Below are 23,390 nucleotides of genomic sequence, written 5' to 3' on the forward strand. Positions count from 1 at the left end.
TGCTCCTTCGCGTTGTGCTCATGACTGGGTCGGAGCCGCCCGCGCGTTCTTCACATCCCTTCCGAAGATTCTTTCTCCTGCGTCCAGTGAAGTCTGACGGGGGCCTCGGGCCGTACCCCGGCCAGGAGGTCCGGCAGCAGCCCGGCCAGGCCGGGCGGGAACACGCGCTCCTCGGTGGCGGCCAGCTCGTCCGCGCGCCACCAGCGGTGGCCGAGCTTGAACTCCTCCGTCTCGTACTCCTCCAGCGCAGTGGGGGTGACGGTCGCGGACGGCACGCGGGCGAAGAAGTACGTGTGCACGGTGTAGAAGTGGCGGCCCAGGTTGGACCACGCGCCTTCGTTCACCGCCACGGGGTCGCCGAGGTCGGCGGCGCCGAGCACGTGGCCGGTCTCCTCCAGCGCCTCGCGCGCCGCCGCCTGCGCCGGTGACTCGCCCGACTCCAGGCCGCCGCCGGGCAGGTGCCAGGCGGGCTCCTTCGGCCACGGGTCCGGCGGGATGAAACGGAGCAGCAGGACGCGGTCGTCGGGGGCGGCCAGGATGACGCGGGCCGTGGGCCGCTGTGTGCGGAGGATCACGGTCGAACCGTAACGAACGGGGGGCTGCGCGGGGCTACGAGTCGTGCAGGTGGGCGAGCGTCTGCTCCAGCTCCGCCTGCAGGATCGCGCCCGCCGCGTCCCCGTCCCCGTCCCGGACGGCGGCCACCAGCTCCGCGTGCGTGTCGTGCCCGGGATTGCGGTCGTGCGCGCGCAGCCCCAGCACCTCCACCAGGCCGATCAGCCCCTCGCGCAACGCCGGCGCGAACTCGGCGAACAGGTCCGTCAGCACCGGGTTGCCGGCCGCCGCGACGACCGCCGCGTGCAGGGCGATGTCGGCGTCCACGAACGCCGCGTCGTCCTGCGACGCCGCCCGCGCCCGCGCCGCCAGCGCCTCCTCCAGCGCCGCGACGTCCTCCTCGGTGCGCCGCTGCGCGGCCATCCGGGCGGCCTGCGTCTCGACCATCATGCGCACCTCGTAGACGTCCGTGATGGCGGCCCGCCGCAGCCGGGCAGGCCAGTCCTCGGCGATCGCGGTGGTGATCGCAGTGGCGATCACGAACACGCCCGAGCCCTGCCGGGCCTGCACCAGCCCCGCCCCCGCCAGCGCGCGCAGCGCCTCCCGGACGGTCGAGCGTCCCACTCCCAGCGCCTTGGCAAGTGCGTTCTCGCCGGGCAGGCGGGTGCCCACGGGCCACTCGCCCTGCGTGATCTGCTCGCGCAGGTGCTGGGTGGCCTGCTCGACGAGCGGGCTGGGACGGAGGGAGCCGAGCGGCATCGAACGAACCTCTCAGGTTGTCTGAGGACCTGTGTTGTGATTAGTGTAGCCGCCATGACGCCGTCCGTGTACGCCTGGAACCGTCAACGTCCCAGCACCATGCCCTACCACCGCTACCGGCCCGCCCACGAGCGCGTCGAGGTGCCGCTCACCGAGCGCGACTGGCCGTCCGCGCGCATCACGCGGGCCCCGCTCTGGGTGCCCGTGGACCTGCGCGACGGCAACCAGGCGCTGGCCGAGCCGATGGACCCGGCCCGCAAGCGCCGGATGTTCGACCTGCTGACGGGCATGGGGTTCAAGGAGATCGAGGTCGGCTACCCCTCGTCCAGTCAGCTCGACTTCGACTTCGTCCGCCACCTGGCCGAGCCCGGCGTCGTGCCGGAGGACGTGACCGTGGTCGTCTTCACGGCCGCCAGGCAGGACCTGATCGAGCGCACGTTTGCCGCCATCGAAGGGCTGCCCCGCGCGGTCGTGCACCTCTACACCGCCACCGCCCCCACCTGGCGGAACGTGGTGCTCGGCCACGACAGGAACGAGCTGCGCGGCCTGATCATGGACGCCGCCGGGCACATCGCCCGGCTCGCGGACGGCCTCGACGTGCGCTTCCAGTTCTCGCCGGAGGTGTTCAACCTCACCGAGCCCGACTACGTGCTGGAGGTCTGCAACGACCTGACGGCCCTGTGGGACGCCGCGCCGGACCGCCCGGTGATCCACAACCTGCCCGCGACGGTCGAGGTGGCCACCCCCAACGTGTACGCCGACCAGATCGAGTACATGCACCGCCACCTCGACCGCAGGGACGCGGTGATCCTCTCGGTGCACCCGCACAACGACCGCGGCACCGGCGTGGCCTGCGCCGAGCTGGCCGTGCTGGCCGGCGCCCAGCGGGTGGAGGGCTGCCTGTTCGGCAACGGCGAGCGGACCGGCAACGTGGACCTGGTGACCCTCGCGCTCAACCTGCACACCCAGGGCGTGGACCCCATGCTCGACCTGTCCGACATCGACGAGATCCGCCGGGTCGTGGAGCACTGCAACCGGCTGCCCGTGCCCGAGCGCCACCCGTACGCGGGAGACCTCGTCCACACCGCCTTCTCCGGCACCCACCAGGACGCCATCGGCAAGGGCCTGGCCCACCACGCCAAGCGGGCCGCCGAGCTGGGCGTGCCGCCGGAGCAGGCGCCGTGGGAGGTGCCGTACCTGCCCATCGACCCCGCCGACGTGGGCCGCGGCTACCAGGCGGTCATCCGGGTCAACAGCCAGTCGGGCAAGGGCGGCATCGCCTACCTCCTGCGCACCCGCCACGGGCTGGAGCTGCCCCGCCGCCTGCAGATCGACTTCTCCTCGGTCGTGCAGCGGGCCACCGACGGCAGCGGCGAGGAGATCACGGCCGAGCAGCTGTGGGAGCTCTTCTACGTCACCTACCTGGCCCCGGGGGAGACCGGCGCGCTGGCCGAGTGGAGCACGAGGGAGACGGCGCCGGGGGTGCACGAGTTCAAGGGCACGCTGAAGTCGGGGCGCCGGCTGCGCGGCACCGGCAACGGGCCGCTGTCCGCGCTGACCGCCGCGCTCGGCGACGACGGGATCGACGTGGACATCCTCCACTTCGCCGAGCACGCCCTGGACCCGGGCCGGGGCAGCCTCGCGATCGCCTACGTGGAGGCCCGCGTCGACGGCGTCACCAGCTGGGGCGCGGCCCAGGACACCTCGGTCCTGACCGCCTCGGCGCACGCCGTGCTGGCCGCCGTCAACCGCGTGCTGGCGTCCGTGCCGGCCTGATCAGGTCGTGGTGGTGATCTTCGCGTCCAGGTGGGCCGCGCACTCGTCGCGGAAGTAGAGCGTACGGGAGCGCAGCCGCTTGGGGTCGGCCAGGACCGCCCGGGAGACCGAGGGCACGACGGCGTGCCGTACGGAGGCGAACAGCCGCGCCACGTCGGCGGGAGAGGCTCCCTGGGCGCCCAGCCCCGGAGCGAGGATGGGGCCGTTGAGGTCGTCCAGCGAGTGCTCCAGCTCGGGCAGCGTGGCCCCCATCACGACCCCGATGGGCCCCAGCGGCTCGTGCCCGGCGTTCGCCGCGGCGACCCCGGCCAGCACCTGGTCGGCCACGAGCCGCTGCAGCGAGGCCGCCTCCGGGTTGGAGGTGCGGGCCAGCACGAAGACACCGGCGTCGTTGGCCAGGGCCGACAGGATCGCGCCCTCCAGCGACCCGAACCCGAGGTACGGGCTCAGCGTCACGGCATCGGCGGCCAACGGGCTGCCCCGGTCGAGGTAGGCCTCGGCGTAGGCGGCCATCGTGCTGTCGATGTCGCCCCGCTTGACGTCGAGCACCACCAGCGTCCCGGCCTCGCGCAGGTCGGCGATGGTGCGTTCCAGAACTGCGATGCCGCGGCTGCCCCAGCGCTCGTAGAAGGCGGACTGCGGCTTGACCAGGGCCGCCACGTCGCCGACGGCCTCGACGACCGTGCGGCTGAAGCGTTCCAGACCGGCGGGCGAGTCGTCGAGCCCCCAGGCGTGCAGCAGCGCCGGGCTCGGATCGATGCCCACACAGAGCGGCCCGCACTCGTCGAGCCTGGCTCGAAGGCGCGTCCCGAATGACTCGTTCATTTCAAGGGCCCCCTTATGACCGTACGCAGCCTAGCTTGCGGCGGCCGTGGCCAGGAATGCTTACTTCGGCGCCGGTATGGGATCGGGCCTTCAAGTGGCTTTCCGGGGGTAGATCAGGCTATATGTACGAGATCGCCCATCGGGTGCTGGTGCTGCGTACCGATCCGCCGCGTGATGTCACCGTCACGGTCGGCGTGCCTTACGAAGAGCCGACGGGGGACTGGTCGTGCCCGTACCGGATCGACGGGCTCGACGGCTGGGAGCACGAGCGGAAGGTCACCGGGGTCGACTCGCTGGAGGCGATCGAGCTGGCCCTGGCCATGCTGCGGGCGGCGCTGGCGGGCTCGCACGAGGCCAAGGAGGGGCTGCTGGGCTGGGACGAGGCGCCGTCGGGGCAGCGGCCGCAGACGGTGTACGTGAGCTTGGACAAGTTCCGCGATATCGCCTATATCGCGATGAAGCACGAAATAGCGCCAGAAGAGGTCGTAAGTCAGGTTGAAGTGGCGGATGTCGTTCTTGATTTCGGCGACGCCGGGCAACTCCTCGGCCTGGAGGTCTCGAACGCGGCCGGGCGGCTCCCGTCCGAGATGCGGATCTGAAAGATCGGCATAATCGGCACCATGAGCGCCGGAACCCTCCCCCGCCTTGTGGCCACCGACCTCGACGGCACCCTCCTCAACTCCTCACGTGCCATCACCCCCCGCACCAGAGAGGCCCTTCAGGCCGCCCGCGCGGCCGGAGCCGAGATCGTCTTCGTCACCGCCAGGCCGCCGCGCGGCATCCGCGCGATCGCCGAGCAGGCGGGCGTCACGGGCGTCGCGATCTGCAGCAACGGCGCGATCGTGTACGACCTGGCCACCGACGAAGTCGTCACCAGCCATCTCCTGGACCGGACGGCGGCGAACAAGGTCGCGCAGGCCCTGGCCGCGGCCCTGCCCGGGGTCGGCCTGGCCGTCGAGACGGGCCGGGGCGTGCTCGCCGAGGCCGCCTACACCAGGCGCATCGTGGAGGACCTGGCCTACCTCCGCGAGGTGAGCTCTGTCTTCGACGGCGACGACCCCATCATCAAGCTGCTCGCCCAGTCGCAGACCAGCACGGCGGACGAGATGGTCGCGGCCGTCATGGCGGGGATCGAGGGGCTGGCCGAGGTCACGCACTCCGGCGGGACCGGGCTCCTGGAGATCAGCGCTGCCGGGGTGACGAAGGCGAGCACGCTCGACGTGCTGTGCCGGGAGCGGGGGATCGCGCCCGGCGAGGTGGTGGCCTTCGGCGACATGCCGAACGACCTGGCCGTGCTCGCCTACGCGGGCGCCGGGTACGCCATGGCCAACGCGCACCACCTGGTGCTGGCGGCGGTCGAGCGCCGCACGCTGTCCAACGACGAGGACGGCGTGGCCGCGGTGCTGGAGGAGCTGTACGGCTGAGGATCCGTACGTGCCCGCCCGCCCCCGCAGGCGGGCACGTACGGTGTCAGGCGTCGTCGTCCGACACCCGCGAGGCGCCCTTGCAGGTGGTGGGCGACTTGCCGAGCAGTGGGAGCAGCGACCCGCAGGTGCTCACGGGCAGCGACACCGGCTCGATGATCTCGTCGTTGAAGATGGTCACGTTGCCGATCAGCGGCGGGGGACCGCTCGGCCTGGCGGCCTCGCCCTCGGCGTGCGCGGCGCCCGCGAGCGAGCACACGAACACCGCGATCGTCACGGTGACGGCCGGCCGCCTCACCGGAGCGCCCCGGCTAGGCGGCGACCCGTTCCTGCTTCAGGGTCGACTGCCGCTCGCCCCCGTTCGTCTCGGCGTCGCGCCGCGCGCCCGCCATGATGCGGTCGATCAGCGCCAGCGTCAGCGCCGAGACCACGAAGGTCAGGTGGATCAGCGTTTTCCACAGCAGCTCCCGGTCGGTGATGGTCGGTCTGGACGCGTTGATGAAGATCTGCAGGAGGTGGACGGACGAGATGCCGATGATCGCCATGGCCAGCTTGACCTTCAGCACGTTGGCGTTGACGTGGGAAAGCCATTGGGGCTGGTCGGGGTGCCCGTCGATGCGTATACGGGAGACGAACGTCTCGTAGCCGCCGATGATGACCATGATGAGCAGGTTGGAGACCATGACCACGTCCACGAGGCCGAGGACGATCAGCATGACGGTGGTCTCCGGTGGTGAGCCGCCGAAGCCGAGCTCGATCAGATGGAGCAACTCCAGCATGAACCGCCACGTGTACACGATCTGGGCGAGGATCAGCCCCATGTAGAGCGGCGCCTGAATCCACCGGCTGAGGAACATGAAGTAGCCGACATAACCAGACATGGTCCGTGACTCCGGTGGAGGGTCGGCCACGGGCACCTGCGCGAGCCGCACTAGGACGTGAAGACGTTGACGTGCTGGACCCAGGTCTCGACGCGCACGATGGGCGGGTCGGTGGTGAGCTTGTCGAAAGCGATGGAGGGTAGGGCGCCCGCCAGCGCGAGTGCGGCGACGGCGGTCAGGACGCGGACCTTCAAAGGATCTCCTAGCTGCTCTGCGCTATCGGATGGACTGGGCTTGCGCTGCAGGGGGAACTGATCGGGCCACCGTGGCGGGCGGCGCGGCCGGCTTCGCCGCGCCGCCTGCCCGGATAACCGGATCGGCCGGGGACGTGCCCAGGCCGAGCCGGTCAGGGCTGCAAGCAGCTCACGGCCGGGACCTCGGCCGGCACGGCCGGGGCGGTCGGGTCGATCAGCGTCGTGGCGCCGGCGCCGGCCTCGGCCAGGCAGGGGACCAGGGCGAGAGGATCCACCACGGCGTAGGAGGCCGGGGCGGAGAGCAGGGTCAGGCCACCGGCGAGGGCCGCGACGGCGGCGATCCTGCGGGGGGAGAAAAGCATAGAACCTCCTGGGAGACGGTAATGAACAACCGTCGTCTAGCTACCCAGGGTAGTGATCCAGTAACGCTCCGTATATTAGAAAGCTCTCACGTCTCCCAGCGGTCCTGCGCGGCCATGACCTCGTCGGCGTGGTCGTGCGCCCACACCCCGAACGCCTCGATCGGGCCGAGGAGCGTGCGGCCGAGATCGGTCAGCTCGTACTCGACACGGGGCGGGGCCTCCGCGTACGTGCGGCGCGTGACCAGGCCGTTGAACTCCAGGCGGCGCAGCGTCTCGGTGAGGACCTTGGTGCTGATGCCGCCGATCTCCTCGCGCAGCCGCCCCGGCCGGCGCGGGCCGTGGCGCAGCGCCCACAGGACGACCGCGTTCCAGGTGTTGGCCAGCAGGTCGAAGGCCAGCCGGGCCTGGCAGTCGGCGATGAACCCCAACGAGGCCTCCGTTAGGCACCAAATGGTGTGTGACGGGCTTTCTACAGTCCTTCTACTTACCAGTTCATGCGACGGAGGACGAACATGCGAATCGGGATCCTGGGGGCGGGCGGCATGGCGGACGCCCTGGGCACGCAGTGGACCGGGGCGGGGCACGAGGTGATGATCAGCGGCAGGGACGCGTCCGCGAGCGCGGCCCGGGCCGCGACGATGACGGCCGAGGCGGCCCGCGCCCGCGCCGGGACCCCGGGGGTGCGCGCCGGGAGCTGGGCGGAGGCGGCGGCGTTCGGGGAGGTCGTGATGGTGGCCGTCAGGCAGGCGGGGCTGAGGGGCGTGCTCGAGTCCGCCGGCGGCGCGCTGCGCGGCAAGCCCGTCATCGACGTGGCCAACGCCGAGGGCCCGTACGACCCCGCCCGCCCCATCGCCCCGCTGATCCGCGACCTCACGGGAGGGCACGTGGTGAAGGCGTTCAACCTGTGCCACGTGGACGTGTGGCGGCTGATGCCGCCGGTGTTCGACGGCAGGCCGCTGGCGGTGCCGCTGTGCGGTGACGACCCGGCCGCCCTGGCCGCGGTGCGTACGCTGGTCGCCGACCTCGGCTGCACCCCGGTGGACGGCGGCGGGCTCGACCGGGCCGTGCTGCTGGAGGCGACGGCCGCGTTCATGATCGGGCTCTGGTTCGGCGGCGCCGACGCCCAGGCCGTGCTCCCCCCGGTGGCCTATTCGGGAGTCTGAGCCGTACGACCGGCGGTGTATCGGGGATGACGACGAGCGGCGGATGCCCTCCGGCGGGCCCGGCAAGATCCTGGAGACCTCAAACCAGGTCGAAGGAGAGATCCAGTGGTAACCCAGGTCGCCAAGGGGAACGGGTACGTGACCGCGTTCAAGGCCGTGGTCGTCCTCAACACGCTGTCCGTCCTGGCGCAGGCCGTGACGGCCGGGCAGCTGATGAGCGGGGGAGGGGCGGGCTCGCACGGCATGGGGGCGTTCGCCGTGCACGTGCTGGGGCTGCTGCAGCTCGTCGCGGCCGTCCTGCTGTGGCGGCCCGGCCGGGGCCCGGGCTGGCCCGCGCTGGTCGGCCTGGCGGTGCTGCTGCTCGGCTTCGTCCAGTCCGCGCTGGGCGGATCGGGCGTGCTGGCGGTGCACGTACCGCTCGGGATGACCCTCTTCGGGCTCAGCGTCTGGCTCCTCGTCTGGGCCTGGCGCCCGCGATGACGGCGGGGGTCAGCCGGGCTGGTGGGTTCGGGCATCAGCCGGGGTGAGGGCCGGTGGTCGGCGCGGGCATCAGTCGGGGTGGCGGGCCAGGTGGTCGGCGCGGCGGATCGGGTCGGGGAGGCGGTAGCGCGGGGCGAGGCGCAGGACCTGGTCGGTGACCGTGTCCAGGGAGATGCGGTGGCCCTGGGAGACGTACACCGGCTTGATCTCCCGCTGCGTGCGCAGCGCGCGGCCGACGACGGCGCCCTCGTGGACGATCGGCGCCCAGTCGCCCCGCTCCGGCCCCGGCGGCTCGTGCGTGCCGACGAAGGGCGTCTTGCCCACGCCGAGCGCGGGCAGGCCGGTCAGCACGCCCAGGTGGCAGGCCAGGCCGAAGCCGCGGGGGTGCGCCAGCCCGTACCCGTCGCAGACCAGCAGGTCGGGCGTCACCGTGAGCCGTTCGAGCGCCTCCACCAGGGCGGGCAGCTCCCGGAAGGCGAACAGCCCCGGCACGTACGGGAACGCCACCCGCCCGCGCACCGTCACCTCCTCCACCGTCGCCATCGTGCCGGCGTCGAGGACGACCACGGCGGCCGTGAGGGCGTCGTCGCCGTGATAGTGCACGTCCAGGCCCGCGACCAGGGAGAAGTCGGCGGGGCCGGTGAGCTCGACGCGTCCGCGGAGCCGGTCCTGGACGGCCTCGGCCTCGGCGGTGGTGGTGGGCCATGGGTGAAGCTGCTGTACCTGCACCCGGCCTAAGCTATTACGCGTAGGGTCGGGCTCATGATCGAGGTGCTGGTGGTCGTCGGCCCCGGCGTGGTGGCCGATGCGGGGTTGCTGGAGGAGATCGCGGCCCGCGAGTTCACCGCCGCGGGGGTCTCCGGGACGCTCGTCCACGCCCGCCACGCCTCTCAGGTCCTCTCGCTGCTGTCGTCGCCGTCCTCGCCGTCCTCGCCGGAGGGGGCGGGCGGTGTGGTCGTGCTGCCGGGGCCCTCGGCCGAGGTGCGCTCGCTGATCGGGCGGGACCTCGGGGCGGTGGTCTGGGTGGACGTCGAGCGCGCCGACGGGGTGACGGCCGGGGAGGGCGCCACCCACCTGCACGGGCGCGGCGTCGGCGGACTGGCCTGGGGGATCCGCCATGCCGTGCACCGGGTACGGCATCCGTCGCGGCGGATCGCGTACGGGCCGCTGCCGGAGCAATGGGGCGAGCTGTACCTTCCGGACGCCGACGAGCCGCCCGTGGTGATGCTGATCCACGGCGGGTACTGGCGCTCGATCTGGGCAGCCGACATCATGGGGCCGCTCTGCGCCGACCTGGTCGGGCGCGGGCTCGCGGTGTGGAACCTCGAATACCGGCGGCCGGATCTGCACGGCTGGGACGCGACGACGGCGGACGTGGCGGCGGGGCTGGCCGCCCTCGCGACGGCGCACGCCGCGCCGCACGGCTCGGATGCGCTCCCGCCGGACGCGCTCCCGCCGGACCTGCTCCCGCCGGACCTGCTCCCCTCGGGCGCGCTTCCGGCGGGCGTCGATCGGACGGTGGTGCTGGACCTCACCCGGGTGACCGTCGTCGGCCACTCGGCAGGCGCCCAACTCGCCCTCCGCGCGGTTGCGGACGCGGTGGCCGGCGAGGCGTCCGCCACCGGCGGCGCCCAAGCGGCGGCGGGTGAGGCTTACGCGGCGGGTGAGGCTTGCGAGGCCGGTGGGGCTCACGCGGTGGACAGGGCTCGCGCGGACGGTGGGGCTTGCACGGCCGGTGAGGCTCGTGCGGTGGGTGGGGTGCGGGTGGTGATGGTGGTGTCGCTCGCCGGGGTGCTCGATCTTGTGGAAGGCGACCGGCGGTGGGTCGGGACCGGCGCCGTCGGAGCCGCCCTGGGCGGGCGCGCACCCGAAGGCCAGGTGGCGGTGCCGCCGTACGCGGACGCCTCGCCGTTGCTCCGGCTCCCGCTCGGTGTACGCCAGCTCGTCGTCCAAGGCGCCGCCGACGACCTGGACCTGGTCGACTTCAGCCGCCGCTACGCCCGCGCGGCCGAGGAGGCCGGCGACGAGGTGACCTACCTCGAAATGCCCGGCGACCACTTCGATGTCATCAACCCCGCCACCCCGATCTGGCAGGCCACCGCCCGAGCGCTGGCGGGAGGCCCCGCCTCAAGGGGATAAAACGGACAACAACTAACATAACCGGGTGATCGTCGGAGAAACGCTCGGCCTGCTCGGAGCCGGGGTGGCGGCCGGAGTGGTGAGCACGGTCGTCAGCCTCGCCTCGATCGTCTCCTACCCGGCGCTCCTGGCGTTCGGCCTGCCCCCGCTCACCGCGAACGTCACCAACACCGTCGCCCTCGTCTTCACCGGCATCGGCGCCGCCGCCGGATCGCGGCCGGAGCTCGCCGGGGAGGGCGCCCGGGTGCTCAAACTCGGCCCCGTGGCCGCGGTCGGCGGCGCGACCGGCGCGTTGCTGCTGCTGGTCACCCCGGCCAGGACGTTCGAGCTGATCGCGCCCTGGCTGATCGCGATGGCCTCGCTGCTGCTGGTCAGGCCGCCGTCGGGGCAGGCGCATGGCGAGCACGGCGTGCTGGGGCGGGTGGCGCTGTTCGCCGTGACGATCTACACCGGGTACTTCGGCGCGGCCGGAGGGCTGATGGTGTTCGCCGTGCTGGCCCTCATGTTCGACCACCCGGCGGCCAAGCTGAACGCCATGAAGAACGTGATGTCCGGGCTGGCGAACGCGGTGGCCGCGCTCGGGTTCGCGCTGTTCGGTCCGGTGAACTGGGCCGCCGCGGCGCCGCTGGCGGCCGGGTTTCTGCTCGGGGGGTGGATCGGGCCCAGGATCGCGCGTCGGCTGCCGGGCAACAGCCTGCGCTACCTGGCGGCCGCCTGCGGGCTGGCGGTGGCGGTCAAGCTCGGCTGGGACTCGTACGCGCGCTGACCCCCTCGGGCGCCCCAATGGAGAGCCCAGTGGAGAGCCCGGTGGCGAGCGTGGCGAAGCGGGTGGTGACCCGATGCCAGATCGGCGTGGAGACCGGCTCGTCCGCCACCGCCCGCGCGTAGACCTCCTCGGGGTCGAACCCGTCCGGTGACCACTCGCGGATGCGCGCGGGCAGCACCTCGGGATGGAACTGCACGCCCCAGGCCCGCTCGCCCACCCGGAACGCCTGGTACGGGCAGGCGCCCGTCTCCGCCAGCCAGACGGCCCCGCCGGGCAGCCGGGTGACCGCGTCCTTGTGGTGCTCGATCGCGGGCACCACCTCCGGCAGCCCGTGGAACAGCGGATCGCCCGCGGCCTCGGGCCGGATCGTGAGGGGGAGACTGCCGTTCTCCGGCGCGCCGGTGTCGGCGGTCACCTCGCCGCCCGCGACCTCCGCGAGCAGTTGCCCGCCCAGGCAGATGCCGAAGAAGGGCACGCCCTCCTCCAGCGCCTGCCCCGCCAGCCGCCGGGCGTCGGCCAGCCACGGCGCCCGGTCGTCCTCGCCGGGCAGGTAGCCGCCGCCGAGCATGATCATGGCCGCGTGGTCGAGGCGGCCGGGCAGGGGAGCGCCCTCGTGGGCGAGGATGACGTCGAGCTTCAGCCCGGCCTCCTCCAGCCAGCCGCCCAGCCTGCTGGGGCCGCCGCTCCTGCTGTTCTGGACGATCAGGATCTGCTCGTTCACGGGAGGTTCGCCGCCCTGGCCGTGTGGCGCAGCAGCAGCGCGGTCGTCACCGGGCCGACCCCGCCCGGGACCGGCGTGAGCGCGCCCGCGACCTCCGACACCGCGTCGAAGTCCACGTCGCCGACCAGCCCGCCGTCGTCCGTGGGGTTGGTGCCGACGTCGATCACCACCGCGCCCGGCGCCACGTGCCCGGCGCCGATCAGCCCGGCGCGGCCCACGGCCGCGACCAGCACCTCGGCGGTAGCGGTGACCGAGGCCAGGTCCCGGGTGCGCGAGTGGCAGACGGTCACCGTGGCGTTCCGGTCGAGCAGCAGGTGGGCCAGCGGCTTGCCCACCACGGTCGAGCGCCCGACCACCACCGCCCGCCGGCCCTCCAGCTCCACCTCGTAGTGGTCGAGCAGGGCCATCACGGCCGCAGCCGTGGCGGGCGGGAACGCGGGCAGCCCGGCGGCGAGCCGGCCCAGCGAGAGCGGGTTGGCGCCGTCGACGTCTTTGCGCGGGTCGATGGCCGCGGCCAGCCGCTGCGCGGAGGCGCCCGCGGGGAGCGGGGTCTGCAGCATGAGCCCGTGGACGTTGGCGTCGGCGCTGAGCTTGGTCAGCGTCTCGCTGATCCGCTCGGGCGCGGCCTCGGGCCCGAGATCGACGATGTCGCAGGCGATGCCCACGCCGGCCGCCGCCTTGGCGATCGACCTGACGTACCACAGGCTCGCCTCGTCGTCCGTCGCCACCACCACGGCCAGCCGCGGCTGCGGGCCCGCCGCGGCCTCGGCCTGCGTCTGGGCCCTGATGGCGGCGGCCAGCTCTTTCCCGGTCAGGGTTCTCACGGGTTGATCTCCTCGCGTACTTCGGCGGTCACCCAGTCTGCCCTGGCCACGGCCGCGTCCACACCGTGGACACGGGCGTTCAGCTCCTCGCGTATCCGCTCGTCCTTGATACCCGACAGGTTGACCTCGACGTTGATCCGGGCGGTGGTGAGCGCGGCGCGGGCGGCCTCCGCGGCGGCGGCGACGTCGGTGACGACGTTGCGGTTGCAGATCGGCAGCAGCACCTCGCACAGCTCGATCACCCGCGTGGCGGTCTCGACCACCCTGGCGGGCGGCTCGGCGGCGCCGGCCAGCGCCCGGGCGATGGCGGCGCTGCGCTCCTCGCCCTTGGGCAGCCGGTACGCGTTCGTGACCGCGGTGAACGCCGCCGCGTCCGCCTCGGCCAGCCGCAGCGCGCGGACCCGCAGGGTGTCGGTCTCCCCGATCACGCCGACGACGGTCTCGGCCTGGCCGGCGTACTTCTCTCCGGTCGTGTAGCGGGCGACCATGCCGAGCAGCGCGGCGCCCTGGGCCGCGTGCAGGGCGGCCGTGGCGCCGCCGCCCGGCGCGGGCACTCTGTCGGCCAGCTCGGTCAGGAAGTCGACGATCTTTGAGTCGCGCATGGCGGCATTCTGTCAGGCCACGCGTCCCTCATTCCCGATGCATCGGCCGCGTGGCGTCCTCCGGTCCGCTGTACGACGCGTACGGCGACGGCGCCGGCCCGTACTCGGGCTCGTAGACGGCCTGCTTCCCCGAGGACCGCCACCGCGACGGGAACAGCGAGACGACGACCAGCGCCACCCCCAAGAACAGCAGCACCCCCGAGTCCGCCACCGTCCGGAATCCCTGCTCCATGACGTTCGGCAGCCAGTGGTCGGGCAGCACCCGCACGCCGACCTGCACCTCCACTGTGGGAATGACGCCCAGGGCGGTGAACGCCAGGCCGCCGAGCAGCGAGGCGATCGGCGACAGCCGCGAGCCGGCCAGGAACGCGAACGCGATCCCCGATGCCACGATCGCGGACAGCCCGAGCCAGGACGGCTGGAACGCCGACTGGAACCTGAGCAGATATTCGCCGATGCCGTACCAGAGGCTCGCGGCGATGATCGGAGGGAGGAGCAGCCCCGCGACCACTCCCAGAACATGACGGGCACCGTTTGACATGTCTAAACCCCGTTTGTTCGCTTGCGTCCCAACCTACCGCGCGATCCCACGGCGTGCGGGTGGCCTTCCCCACCCCCCTTGCTGAAAGCTCCCTGTGAAGGCTGCCTTCAGGCTTTGCCCGGGCGGCGGGCGCGGGCATCGTGGGCCGCATGAGATCCGCGATCCTGAAGACCGCACTCAGCACCGTCGTCGTGGTCCTGCTCAGCGGCGTGCCCGCGCAGGCCACCGGGAAGCCCGACACGTTCGCGCTGCCGAACGGGTTCCAGCCGGAGGGCATCGCGATCGGGCCTGGCCCGTACGCCTACTTCGGCTCCCGGGCGAGCGGTGACATCTACCGGGCCGACCTGCGGACCGGCGAGGGGTCCGTCATCAGCAAGGGCCCGGGCACGCCCTCGCTCGGGCTCAAGACCGACGGGCGCGGGCGGCTGTTCGTGGCCGGAGGCGCCGGCGGCGACGCCCGCGTGATCGATCTGCGTACCGGCGAGGTCGTCAAGTCGTACAAGCTGACCGCCGACCCGGCGTTCGTCAACGACGTCATCCTCACCGGGCGCGCCGCGTACTTCACCGACTCCCGCAACCCCGTCCTGTACAAGCTGGAGCTCGGGCGCGGCGGGGGGCTGCCCGGCGAGGCCGTCAAGATCCCGCTGTCCGGCGCCATCCAGTACACGACCGGCAACAACGCCAACGGCATCGCCCCCAGCCCCGACCGGGAGTCGCTGCTGATCGTCCAGTCGAACACCGGCAAGCTGTTCGAGGTCGACCCGTCCTCCGGGGTCACCACGGAGGTGGACCTGGGCGGCGAGTCGCTCGTCAACGGCGACGGCCTGCTGCTGGAGGGGCGGACCCTGTACGCGGTGCAGAACCGCCTGAACGCGATCGCCGTCGTCAGCCTGACGCGCGACGGCGCATCCGGAAAAGTCGTGAAACGGCTGACCGATCCGCGGTTCGACATCCCGACGACGGTCGCCGCCTCCGGCAAGCGCCTCTACCTGCCCAACGCCCGCTTCACGACGACCCCGGCCCCCGACACGCCGTACTCGGTGGTCGCCGTCAAGCGCTGACAGCCCTGGACGGGCAGGGGGCCGCCCTGCCCGTCCGGGCCCTACTTCTTGATCGTGTAGCTGTCGCCGTAGACCTTCCAGGTCAGCGGCGGGTTCAGGTCGAGGTTGCCGTTCTTGAGGAAGACGCGCTGCATCGTGTCCACGCGCGTCGTGTCCTCGTGCGCCTCCTCCGCCTTCATCGCCGCCTTCCTGGCGTCCAGGAACGCGTTCAGGTACGTCACCTCGTTCCCGCCCTGCGCGGGCGGCTTGGCCTTGGCCAGGGCCGACTTCCTGATGCCGCCGAAGCTCAGCTTGTCACTGCCCGGCCCGTGCATGACCATGGCGTCGTAGTAGACGAACTGGCCGAGCGCGCGCAGCCCGTCCTGCTTGGCCTGGTTGACGGCCGGGTTGAAGTACACGCGGTCGCGCTCGTCGTTCTGGGCCTGCTGGAAGACGGTGTCCTTGGCGGCCGTCTTCCAGTCCTTGGTGAAGTTCGGGTCGAGGCCCTTGTGGGAGGCGCTGCCGTTCACCTTGCGCAGGGCCGGGAGGTATTTGGCGAGGACGTTGCCGGGCTTGCGCTCGGCGTAGAGCTCGACTAACTCCAGCATGTCGCCGGTGCCCGAGCAGAAGCCGATGATCCCCGCCGTGTAGCCGCGGTCGTCGTCGATGTCCTCGATGTAGCCGTACTGGGCTTTCCAGTCGAGCGAGGAGTTCTCCGCGCTGGACACCAGCTGCATGGCGATGTCCTTCTTGTGCGGGTCGTCGAGGTCGGCCGGGCCGGTGCCGGTGACGGCGAGGGAGAGGGTCAGGAGTGTGGCGGTCAGCACATGAGCCCCTGGAGGAGAGGGAGGTTAGGAAAGCTTCCTAACGAAACATACTCCGATAAGTCAACCTACGGGGCTCATGTTGTGAAAACTAACCCAAGGGCCGCAACGCGGCCAGCTGCTGCTCGAACGGGACGACCTCCTCCGCGGCCTCGGCCTTGGGCCTGCGGTGCAGCAGCAGGTCGGCCAGCTCCTCGGCGGCCCGGGCGATGCGCGGGCCGAGGCCGTCGGTGAAGGCGTCGGCCGCGCCGCCCCAGTCCTCCGAGGCCGCGTACACGGCGGTGGGGACGACAATGGCCCGCAGGTAGGCGAAGAGCGGGCGCAGCGCGTGCTCCAGCGCCAGCGAGTGCCGGGCCGTGCCGCCGGTGGCGGCGATCAGCGCGGGCTTGCCCGCCAGCGCCCCGTCGTCGATCACGTCGAAGAAGGACTTGAACAGGCCGCTGTACGAGCCGCTGAAGATCGGCGTGACCGCGATGAGCCCGTCGGCCTCCGTCACCGCCTCGATCGCCTCGCGCAGCCGGGCGTTCGGGAAGCCGGTCACGAAGTTGTTCGCGATGTCCACGGCCAGGTCGCGCAGCTCGATCACGCGTACCTCGGCCGGCGCCTGGCGCGTGACGGCCTCCGTCAGGCGGTCGGCGAGCAGGCGGCTGGAGGAGGGCTGGGTCAGCCCCGCCGTGACGACGGCGAGCTTCATCTGGTCGATCTCCTTTCCGATGGGTCAGGCGGTGGCGGGGATGCGGGCCGCGTGGGTGGGCCCGTCCGGGACCTCGGCGGGGCGGTCCTTGGCGAACTCCTTGCGCAGCACCGGCACGACCTCCTCGCCGAGGATGTCGAGCTGCTCCAGCACGGTCTTCAGCGGCAGGCCCGCGTGGTCCATCAGGAACAGCTGGCGCTGGTAGTCGCCGAAGTAGTCCCTGAACTCGAGGGTCCTGTCGATGACCTGCTGCGGGCTGCCCACGGTGAGCGGCGTCTCCGCCATGAACTCCTCCAGCGACGGCCCGTGGCCGTACACGGGGGCGACGTCGAAGTACGGGCGGAACTCGCGCACCGCGTCCTGCGAGTTCTTGCGCATGAACACCTGGCCGCCCAGGCCCACGACGGCCTGCTCCGCGGTGCCGTGGCCGTAGTGCGCGTAGCGCTGGCGGTAGAGGTGGATCAGGCGCATGAAGTGCTCCTTCGGCCAGAAGATGTTGTTGGCGAAGAAGCCGTCGCCGTAGTAGGCGGCCTGCTCGGCGATCTCGGGGCTGCGGATCGAGCCGTGCCACACGAACGGCGGCACCCCGTCCAGCGGGCGCGGCGTCGAGGTGAAGCCCTGCAGCGGGGTGCGGAAGCGCCCCTCCCAGTCGACGACGTCCTCGTGCCACAGCTTGTGCAGCAGGGAGTAGTTCTCGATGGCCAGCGGGATGCCCTGCCTGATGTCCTGGCCGAACCACGGGTAGACGGGCCCGGTGTTGCCCCGGCCCAGCATGAGGTCCACCCGGCCGTCCGCCAGGTGCTGCAGCATGGCGAAGTCCTCGGCGATCTTCACGGGGTCGTTGGTCGTGATCAACGTGGTGGCGGTGGACAGGATCAGGCGCTCCGTCTTGGCCGCGATGTAGCCGAGCATGGTGGTCGGCGAGGACGGCACGAAGGGCGGGTTGTGGTGCTCGCCGGTCGCGAACACGTCGAGCCCGACCTCCTCGGCCTTGAGCGCGATCGCCACCATCGCCTTGATCCGCTCGTGCTCCGTCGGCGTCCTGTCCGTGGTGGGGTCAGTGGTGACGTCGCCCACACTGAAGATTCCGAACTGCACTTTAGTCACCATCCATGACTGGTGAACTTTTGACGGCTACGGTAGCGCACAACCCCGCTGAGATATTCCACCATGGTGTGCACCAGTACGCGGAACCTCCAGGCGGATCACCACAGGCTGGAGGCCGACAACCACGCGGGTCCACGTCCCCAGCCCGCCTCCCGGCGGCTGAGCGACTAGGCGGCCAGCGCGTTGATGTCGGACGGGCCGAGGATGCGCTTGGGCGCGCCGCGCTCGGCGACCGCGATCATGGCCCGTCCGATGCGCTCCGTCGTGGTGACCGCCGACGCGAACAGCCGCCGCAGGATCGGGTAGAGCGGCCGCGTCACCACATAGGCCAGCCGGTAGACCCGGGTCCGCGACGTGACGCCGTGCATCGGCTGGATGTAGCCGGGCCGGAACATGTAAGCCTCGAAGGGCAGCTCCAGCAGCGCGTTCTCGGTCGCGCCCTTCACCCTGGCCCACATCGAGCGCCCCTGGGCGTCGGTGCCGACGCCCGACACGTACACGAACGTCGAGCCGGGGTTGAGCCGGGCCAGCGTGCGGCCCGCGGACAGGGTGACGTCGTAGGTGATCCGCCGGTAGTCCGGCTCGCTCATGCCCGCCGACGAGACCCCGAGGCAGAAGAAGCAGGCGTCGTAGCCGGCCAGCTCGGCCTCGATCGGGGCGAGGTCGAGCAGGTCGCGGTGGGTGATCTCGCGCAGCTTGCCGTGGACGACCCCCGTCGGGGCGCGCCCGACGGTGAGCACGGCGTCCACCCGGTCGTCGAGCAGGCATTCCCTGAGCACCCCGCGCCCGATCATCCCGGTCGCCCCGAACAGGATCACCCTCATGCTCCGATTGTCTCTCGGATCTCGTCGGGCAGGGGATAGGGCTGCTCCGCGGGCAGCAGGCCGCTCACGTCCGCACGCGCCACGACCGCCGCGCGCACCTCCCGTACCCGGTCGGTGATGTCGGTGATCGCCAGCGTCCACTCGTCGACGTAGCGCCGCACGGCCTCGCCGGACAGCCCGACCTGGATCGACCGGTACGGCAGCGCCTGGTGCCGCACCCCGCGCTCGGGATCCCACTGGATCCGCACCGGGCTGCGCCGCATCCGGTCCGACCACCCGGGGCGGCGGTCGTCATGGCTCAGGCACGAGTGCGCCAGCGCCCACTCGAACCCCTCCCGCGACAGCGAAATGGCCAGCACCCGCTCCTGGCCGGGCTTGGTCGCCCACCCGCACCGGTACATCATCCACAGGAACGACGGCTTGATCCACGTCATCCGCTCGCGCTTGAACGGCGCCACGAACCGCTGCGCCGCCACGGCGGGCCCGGCGATGGCGGCATCGTAGGCCTGGTAGACGGTGATCGACTCCTCGGTGTAGGCGGCCCGGATCTGCCGGTAGGGCATGTTCATGCGGCCCAGCCTGGCGAAGAGCCGCACCGGAGGGCAACGGATTATGGCCCCGCCAGATCCCGGACCGCGAGCGCCAGGTGGGCGGTGGCGGGCGTCGGGACGGTCAGGCCGCGGGCCGAGATGCCGATCGCCCACTGCGTCCCGGGCACGACCGCGCTCGCGCACGCCACGTCCTCCCTGAACTGCCCGTGCTCCTCCACCACCTGCCCGGGCCGCAGCCCCGCCAGCTCTTCCTCCAGCTCCTCCACGCTCGAAGGGGTCACGGAGGTGAAGCGCTGCATGCCGTGCCCGGTGAGCACGCCGCGCCGGACATGCGGCGGGAGGGACAGCAGCAGCGCCTTGCCGAGCGCGGTGGCGTGCGGCGCCGTCTCCAGGCCCGCCTGCAGGTCCTCCAGCCACGGCGAGCGTGGCCCCTCCGCCACCTCCACCACCATCAGGCGATCGTCGGCGAGCTGGGCCAGGTAGGCGGTGTGGCCGGAGGCGTCGGCCAGGTGCCGCAGCACCTCCGAGGCGCGCGGCGGCCGCTCGAACGACTCCAGCATCTCGTGGAACCGCTCGGCCACCTGCGAGCCCGGCAGGTAGTCGCCGTCGGGCAGCCGGTGCAGGTAGCCCTCGTAGCACAGGGTTCGGACGAGGTGGTACGACGTGGACAGGTTCAGGCCACATCGGCGGGCGATGACCTTGACCGACAGCGGCCGGTCGGCACGCGAGACCTCTTCCAGCACGCGGAGCGCGCGGGAGACGCTGCGGATCAGGTCGCTGGGTTCTTCCCCGGTCATCCATATAGCATGCCGCCGCGTCGGCTTCTCCGCCCTTACGAGAAGGACCGAGCTTGCAGCCGTTCGGCGGCCGTGACGGCTCCCGCTACGGCTCCATGGCCCTGGTCCGGTGCACGGCCTGGAGCAGCCCGATGGCCACCAGCCCGGCGACCGTGGCCGAGCCGCCGTAGGAGACGAACGGCAGCGGCACGCCCACGATCGGCACGAGGCCCACGGTCATGCCCACGTTCACGAACGTCTGGAACGCGATCCACGACACCAGCGCACCGGCCAGCACGGTCCCGTAAGGGGAGTCGCCGCGCCGGGCGATGGCCAGCCCGCGCCACAGCAGCGCGCCCACGCACAGCACGATGAGCGCCGCGCCGACGAACCCGAGCTCCTCGCCCGCGACGGTGAAGATGAAGTCCGTGTGCTGCTCGGGTACGAAGTGCCCGGCGGTCTGTTCGCCGTTGAACAGCCCCTTGCCGTAGAGGCCGCCCGACCCGATGGCGATGCGCGCCTGGGCGGCGTTGTACCCCACGCCGCCCGGGTCGGACGCGGGGTCGGCCAGCACGAGCAGCCGTTCGATCTGGTACGGCCGCACCAGCCCCAGCTTCCAGGCCGCCGCGCCCGCCCCCACCGCCCCGGCGAAGAGCACCAGCAACCACCGCTTGGGCGCCCCCGACACCAGCAGCGCCCCGGTCACCATGGCTGCGAACACCAGCATCGTCCCCAGGTCCGGCTGCAGCGCGATCAGCCCGATCGGCACCGCGGCCAGCACCAGCGCCAGCACCACCCCGCCGAACCCGGGCCGTCGCTGCCCGTCGCGCAGCTCGCCGAGCGGCACCGCGAAGGCCAGCGCCAGCGCCACCTTCGCGAACTCCGACGGCTGGAACTGCACCCCCGGGGCCGGCGCGATCCACGAGTGCGCCCCGTTCACCCGCACGCCCAGCGGGGTCAGCACGCCCGCCAGCGAGACCAAGGCCAGCACGTACACCACCGGCACGTACGCCCGCAGCACCCGCAGGTCGACCCGCGAGACCAGCCACATGAGCACCAGCCCGAGCCCGACGCTGACCGCCTGCCGCACCAGCAGCGAGTAGTCGCCCTCCATCCGCGTGGCCGACCACACCAGCAGCAGGCCCACCGCCGAAAGGGCCAGCGCCAGCAGCGTCAGGATCCGATCGGGCGCGGCCAGCGTCGGCGCCCACACCAAACGCGACCTCATCGCCTCTCCCTCAGCCCCAGGATGCCCTCCCAGATGTTCCGGGCGGCCGGCGCCGCGCCCTCCGCGCCCCGGCCGCCCTCCGACAGCACGACCACCACGGTGTAGGCCGGATCGGGGGCGAAAGAGGCGAACCAGGAGGTGTCCCGCCGCCCGAACGACTCCGCCGTGCCGGTCTTCCCGGCCACCGCGATCCGGTCGAACGGGAACTTCTCGAAGGCACCCCGAGCCGTCCCCGACCGGGGCACCTGGCTCAGCGCCTGCCTGATGAACCGCAGCGTCTCGCCGGAGGCCGGCAGCCGCCCCGCCACCGGCGGCTGGATCGTCCGCACGGTGCTCCCGTCGGGCCGCACGATCCGCAGGCCCACGCGCGGGCTGTACAGCGTGCCGCCGTTGGCGACGGCCGCGTACGCCCGCGCCAGCTGCAGCGGCGTCACCAGCACGCCGCCCTGCCCGATGGCGAAGTTGGCCGCGTCGCCGCCCCGCCACACGCCGCCGCCCCGGCAGTTCTCCCCGGCGACGGCCGTCAGGTACGCGGCCCGCCTCCGGTCGGCCAGCTCCGGGTAGCCCTTGACCGCGCGCCGGCAGCTCTCCTCGCGCGTCGCCTGCCAGTACGCCTTCTTCGACGCCGGGTCGGGCACCGCGCCCGCCGCCTCGCCCGGCAGGTCGACGCCCGTCGGCCGGCCGAACCCGAACCCGCGGGCGGACCTCTGCATGACGTCCGACCCGCGCTCCCAGAGCTGGTCGGCGAGCCGGTAGAAGATCGTGTCGCACGACTCCACCAGCGCCTCGCGCATGGTCATCCGGCCGAGGTCCGCGCTCGCGAAGTTCCTGAACAGGCGGTTGCCGACGGTGTAGCCACTCGGGCAGTCGTACGTGGCGCCGAGCCCGTACCCGGCGGCCGCGGCGGCGGCCACCGAGGCGACCTTCCAGGTGGAGCCCGGCGCCCACTCGCCCTGCACGGCCCGCGACAGCAGCGGCAGCGCCTTGTACTCGCGGGCCGTCACGCCGTCGGTCCACACGGCCGGGTCGTACGAGGGCCGCCCCGCCAGCGCCACCACCCGCCCGGTCTCCGACTCCATCACCACCGCCGCGCCCGACGAACCGCCGCTGCTCGACAGGGCCCGGCTCAGCGCCTGCTCGGCGATGGTCTGGATGCGGGAGTCGATGCTGGTCACGAGCGTGTCGCCGGGAACGGGCGGGTCCAGGCGGATGACCCGGGTGACCCGGCCGGTGTTGTCCACGGCCACCTCCCGCCGTCCCGCCCTGCCGGCCAGCTCCTTGTCGTACACGCCTTCGAGGCCGTCGCGGCCCTTGGCGCCCTGCACGTACCCGAGCGTGTGCGCCGCCGCCGCGCCGAGCGGGTAGACCCGGACGGGCCGCAGCTCCGTGCGCACCCCCGGGAAGTCCTGCTGCCGCTCGCTGATCCGCAGCGCCGTGACGCCCTCGGCGACGGGGATCGGCTCGTACGGCGAGCCCTGCCAGCACGGCTGCGCCACCCGCGGCCCGCACGGCCGCACCTTCTCCGCCAGCTGCCGGTACGGCTGCCGCAGCGCCTTCCCCAGCCGGGTGAGCACCGCCGCGCCGCCGTCGGGCTGGTGGGCCAGCTCGACGGCGTCCACCGTCACCACCGGCCTGGTGTTGTTCGTCACCAGCGGCCGTCCGGCCACGTCGAGGATCTGGCCCCTCGTCGGCGGCAGCGACACGGTCCTGATCCGCACCTCGGCCGCCGCCTGCGCGTAGCGCGCGCCGCCGGCCACCTGCAGCTGCCACAGCCGCCCCACCAGCGTGAGCATCATCGCCGCGACGACCAGCCGCAGCACGAACAGCCTGGCCCTAGACACGGCGCGGCTCCGCCGCCGAACGGCCGGGCACCGGCCAGGGGTCCCTCGGCCTGCGCCGCGCCCGCGCCACGCCGACCGCCGCACCCACCGCCGCGCCGAGCGCCACCGTCCAGCCCAGCGTCCGTGGCAGCTCGGGGACGACCCCCGTCCAAGAGGCGTCCCCGAGCGCCACGGCGGCCGTGGCCTGCAGCAGGACGCCCATGGCGGCGCCCGCCGCGGCCACCGGGAACGGCCTGCCCTCGCGCCAGTGGCCGACCAGCAGGCCCACGATCGACAGCACCAGCGCCGTCCGGCCCACCGTGCCGTCGGCGGGCGGCGTCACGTCGGCGGCCAGCCCGGCCACCAGCCCCGCCACGCACCCCCACACCGGCCCCCGGGCCAGCGCCAGCCACACCACGGCCAGCGTCACCAGGTCAGGACCGCCCCAGGGCGACCGGTTGACCAGCAGCACCTGCAGCAGCGGAGCCGCGAACACCAACACCACCAGCCCCATGGC

At 72.5% G+C, this 23,390-nt stretch carries 30 protein-coding genes; 8 read left to right on the plus strand and 22 right to left on the minus strand.

The genetic code is table 11. The features are described 5' to 3' along the window. Positions 1-50: 50 nt before the first annotated feature. Together ACWDRB_RS20830 and ACWDRB_RS20835 are read right to left on the minus strand one after the other, a co-directional pair. Positions 51-575, minus strand: a complete 525-nt coding sequence (locus tag ACWDRB_RS20830) for an NUDIX hydrolase (RefSeq protein ID WP_449896007.1) — start codon at positions 573-575, stop codon at positions 51-53. Positions 576-609: 34 nt separating this feature from the next. Then, a complete protein-coding gene (locus ACWDRB_RS20835) occupies positions 610-1,311 on the minus strand; it encodes a FadR/GntR family transcriptional regulator (RefSeq protein ID WP_449896009.1) in 702 nt (233 codons plus the stop codon). A 54-nt stretch (positions 1,312-1,365) separates the two neighbouring features. Here ACWDRB_RS20835 and leuA point away from each other — a divergent pair, with 54 nt between their 5' ends. Further along, positions 1,366-3,087, plus strand: coding sequence for a 2-isopropylmalate synthase (gene leuA / locus ACWDRB_RS20840; RefSeq protein ID WP_449896011.1), 1,722 nt, complete (start codon positions 1,366-1,368; stop codon positions 3,085-3,087). On the opposite strand, the gene pyrF is transcribed toward leuA, so the two are convergent. Next, positions 3,088-3,912 (minus strand): orotidine-5'-phosphate decarboxylase, encoded by an 825-nt coding sequence (gene pyrF, locus ACWDRB_RS20845; protein ID WP_449896013.1) that lies wholly within the window; start codon positions 3,910-3,912, stop codon positions 3,088-3,090. It lies immediately after the preceding gene. A gap of 122 nt (positions 3,913-4,034) precedes the next feature. Between pyrF and ACWDRB_RS20850 the strand changes: the two genes are divergently transcribed. Both ACWDRB_RS20850 and ACWDRB_RS20855 read left to right on the plus strand, forming a co-directional pair. Continuing rightward, entirely contained in the window at positions 4,035-4,511 is a 477-nt protein-coding gene (locus tag ACWDRB_RS20850) for a DUF2283 domain-containing protein (RefSeq protein ID WP_449896015.1), read from the plus strand. 21 nt (positions 4,512-4,532) lie between these two features. Continuing rightward, positions 4,533-5,336, plus strand: a complete 804-nt coding sequence (locus ACWDRB_RS20855) for a Cof-type HAD-IIB family hydrolase (protein WP_449896017.1) — start codon at positions 4,533-4,535, stop codon at positions 5,334-5,336. A 46-nt stretch (positions 5,337-5,382) separates the two neighbouring features. Here ACWDRB_RS20855 and ACWDRB_RS20860 read toward each other — a convergent pair whose 3' ends face one another. From ACWDRB_RS20860 to ACWDRB_RS20880, 5 genes are all read right to left on the minus strand, one after another. Continuing rightward, the gene (locus ACWDRB_RS20860; protein WP_449896019.1) at positions 5,383-5,634 is read right to left on the minus strand and encodes a hypothetical protein; all 252 of its coding nucleotides are present in this window, start codon (positions 5,632-5,634) and stop codon (positions 5,383-5,385) included. 13 nt (positions 5,635-5,647) lie between these two features. Next, entirely contained in the window at positions 5,648-6,217 is a 570-nt protein-coding gene (locus ACWDRB_RS20865) for a TIGR00645 family protein (RefSeq protein WP_355198303.1), read from the minus strand. A gap of 50 nt (positions 6,218-6,267) precedes the next feature. After that, a complete protein-coding gene (locus ACWDRB_RS20870) occupies positions 6,268-6,411 on the minus strand; it encodes a hypothetical protein (RefSeq protein WP_185077192.1) in 144 nt (47 codons plus the stop codon). Between the two features lie 152 nt (positions 6,412-6,563). Beyond that, positions 6,564-6,773, minus strand: coding sequence for a hypothetical protein (locus ACWDRB_RS20875; protein WP_363972267.1), 210 nt, complete (start codon positions 6,771-6,773; stop codon positions 6,564-6,566). 86 nt (positions 6,774-6,859) lie between these two features. Beyond that, complete coding sequence (locus tag ACWDRB_RS20880; RefSeq protein WP_357736006.1) at positions 6,860-7,201, minus strand: winged helix-turn-helix transcriptional regulator; 342 nt, start codon at positions 7,199-7,201, stop codon at positions 6,860-6,862. An 84-nt stretch (positions 7,202-7,285) separates the two neighbouring features. On the opposite strand from ACWDRB_RS20880, the gene ACWDRB_RS20885 reads away from it, so the two are divergent. Both ACWDRB_RS20885 and ACWDRB_RS20890 read left to right on the plus strand, forming a co-directional pair. Next, positions 7,286-7,936, plus strand: coding sequence for an NADPH-dependent F420 reductase (locus tag ACWDRB_RS20885; RefSeq protein WP_449896023.1), 651 nt, complete (start codon positions 7,286-7,288; stop codon positions 7,934-7,936). Between the two features lie 105 nt (positions 7,937-8,041). Continuing rightward, complete coding sequence (locus ACWDRB_RS20890) at positions 8,042-8,416, plus strand: hypothetical protein (RefSeq protein WP_350727083.1); 375 nt, start codon at positions 8,042-8,044, stop codon at positions 8,414-8,416. A gap of 69 nt (positions 8,417-8,485) precedes the next feature. On the opposite strand, the gene ACWDRB_RS20895 is transcribed toward ACWDRB_RS20890, so the two are convergent. Then, positions 8,486-9,145 (minus strand): endonuclease V, encoded by a 660-nt coding sequence (locus ACWDRB_RS20895; RefSeq protein ID WP_350727084.1) that lies wholly within the window; start codon positions 9,143-9,145, stop codon positions 8,486-8,488. A 33-nt stretch (positions 9,146-9,178) separates the two neighbouring features. Between ACWDRB_RS20895 and ACWDRB_RS20900 the strand changes: the two genes are divergently transcribed. Then, positions 9,179-10,555 carry a hypothetical protein gene (locus tag ACWDRB_RS20900; RefSeq protein WP_449896026.1) on the plus strand — a complete coding sequence of 459 codons (1,377 nt, stop codon included), beginning with the start codon at positions 9,179-9,181 and terminating at the stop codon, positions 10,553-10,555. Positions 10,556-10,580: 25 nt separating this feature from the next. Then, positions 10,581-11,321 (plus strand): sulfite exporter TauE/SafE family protein, encoded by a 741-nt coding sequence (locus ACWDRB_RS20905; protein WP_449896028.1) that lies wholly within the window; start codon positions 10,581-10,583, stop codon positions 11,319-11,321. Here the strand turns inward: ACWDRB_RS20905 and ACWDRB_RS20910 are convergent. Genes ACWDRB_RS20910 through ACWDRB_RS20925 form a run of 4 tightly spaced genes read right to left on the minus strand, consistent with a single transcriptional unit; the run spans position 11,290 to position 14,009 of the window. Further along, a complete protein-coding gene (locus tag ACWDRB_RS20910; protein WP_449896030.1) occupies positions 11,290-12,042 on the minus strand; it encodes a type 1 glutamine amidotransferase in 753 nt (250 codons plus the stop codon). The genes ACWDRB_RS20905 and ACWDRB_RS20910 overlap by 32 nt on opposite strands. Continuing rightward, the gene (locus ACWDRB_RS20915; RefSeq protein ID WP_449896032.1) at positions 12,039-12,866 is read right to left on the minus strand and encodes a bifunctional 5,10-methylenetetrahydrofolate dehydrogenase/5,10-methenyltetrahydrofolate cyclohydrolase; all 828 of its coding nucleotides are present in this window, start codon (positions 12,864-12,866) and stop codon (positions 12,039-12,041) included. The genes ACWDRB_RS20910 and ACWDRB_RS20915 overlap by 4 nt, the downstream gene beginning before the upstream one ends. Continuing rightward, a complete protein-coding gene (locus ACWDRB_RS20920) occupies positions 12,863-13,468 on the minus strand; it encodes a cyclodeaminase/cyclohydrolase family protein (protein ID WP_449896034.1) in 606 nt (201 codons plus the stop codon). Before ACWDRB_RS20920 ends, ACWDRB_RS20915 begins: the two co-directional genes overlap by 4 nt. 28 nt (positions 13,469-13,496) lie before the next feature. Next, the gene (locus ACWDRB_RS20925) at positions 13,497-14,009 is read right to left on the minus strand and encodes a hypothetical protein (RefSeq protein WP_449896036.1); all 513 of its coding nucleotides are present in this window, start codon (positions 14,007-14,009) and stop codon (positions 13,497-13,499) included. A gap of 149 nt (positions 14,010-14,158) precedes the next feature. Here ACWDRB_RS20925 and ACWDRB_RS20930 point away from each other — a divergent pair, with 149 nt between their 5' ends. Further along, on the plus strand, positions 14,159-15,070 hold the full coding sequence (locus ACWDRB_RS20930; RefSeq protein ID WP_449896038.1) for a superoxide dismutase: 912 nt from the start codon (positions 14,159-14,161) through the stop codon (positions 15,068-15,070). Between the two features lie 41 nt (positions 15,071-15,111). Here ACWDRB_RS20930 and ACWDRB_RS20935 read toward each other — a convergent pair whose 3' ends face one another. The 9 genes from ACWDRB_RS20935 to ACWDRB_RS20975 all read right to left on the minus strand — a co-directional run bounded on the left by ACWDRB_RS20935 (position 15,112) and on the right by ACWDRB_RS20975 (position 23,387). Continuing rightward, positions 15,112-15,876, minus strand: a complete 765-nt coding sequence (locus tag ACWDRB_RS20935; protein WP_350727092.1) for a chitosanase — start codon at positions 15,874-15,876, stop codon at positions 15,112-15,114. A gap of 88 nt (positions 15,877-15,964) precedes the next feature. Next, complete coding sequence (locus ACWDRB_RS20940) at positions 15,965-16,567, minus strand: FMN reductase (RefSeq protein ID WP_449896040.1); 603 nt, start codon at positions 16,565-16,567, stop codon at positions 15,965-15,967. 24 nt (positions 16,568-16,591) lie between these two features. Beyond that, positions 16,592-17,665, minus strand: coding sequence for an LLM class flavin-dependent oxidoreductase (locus ACWDRB_RS20945; protein ID WP_449896042.1), 1,074 nt, complete (start codon positions 17,663-17,665; stop codon positions 16,592-16,594). 176 nt (positions 17,666-17,841) lie between these two features. After that, complete coding sequence (locus tag ACWDRB_RS20950) at positions 17,842-18,498, minus strand: epimerase (protein WP_449896044.1); 657 nt, start codon at positions 18,496-18,498, stop codon at positions 17,842-17,844. Next, positions 18,495-19,067, minus strand: a complete 573-nt coding sequence (locus ACWDRB_RS20955; protein WP_397371811.1) for a DUF4291 domain-containing protein — start codon at positions 19,065-19,067, stop codon at positions 18,495-18,497. Before ACWDRB_RS20955 ends, ACWDRB_RS20950 begins: the two co-directional genes overlap by 4 nt. Before the next feature lie 41 nt (positions 19,068-19,108). Further along, positions 19,109-19,846 (minus strand): IclR family transcriptional regulator, encoded by a 738-nt coding sequence (locus tag ACWDRB_RS20960; protein WP_363972241.1) that lies wholly within the window; start codon positions 19,844-19,846, stop codon positions 19,109-19,111. Between the two features lie 85 nt (positions 19,847-19,931). Next, positions 19,932-21,053, minus strand: coding sequence for a rod shape-determining protein RodA (gene rodA, locus ACWDRB_RS20965; RefSeq protein ID WP_449896047.1), 1,122 nt, complete (start codon positions 21,051-21,053; stop codon positions 19,932-19,934). After that, the gene (gene mrdA, locus ACWDRB_RS20970) at positions 21,050-22,894 is read right to left on the minus strand and encodes a penicillin-binding protein 2 (protein ID WP_449896049.1); all 1,845 of its coding nucleotides are present in this window, start codon (positions 22,892-22,894) and stop codon (positions 21,050-21,052) included. The genes rodA and mrdA overlap by 4 nt, the downstream gene beginning before the upstream one ends. Beyond that, positions 22,887-23,387, minus strand: coding sequence for a rod shape-determining protein MreD (locus ACWDRB_RS20975; RefSeq protein WP_449896051.1), 501 nt, complete (start codon positions 23,385-23,387; stop codon positions 22,887-22,889). The genes mrdA and ACWDRB_RS20975 overlap by 8 nt, the downstream gene beginning before the upstream one ends. Positions 23,388-23,390: the final 3 nt, after the last annotated feature.

Source organism: Nonomuraea sp. NPDC003707 (assembly GCF_053587055.1).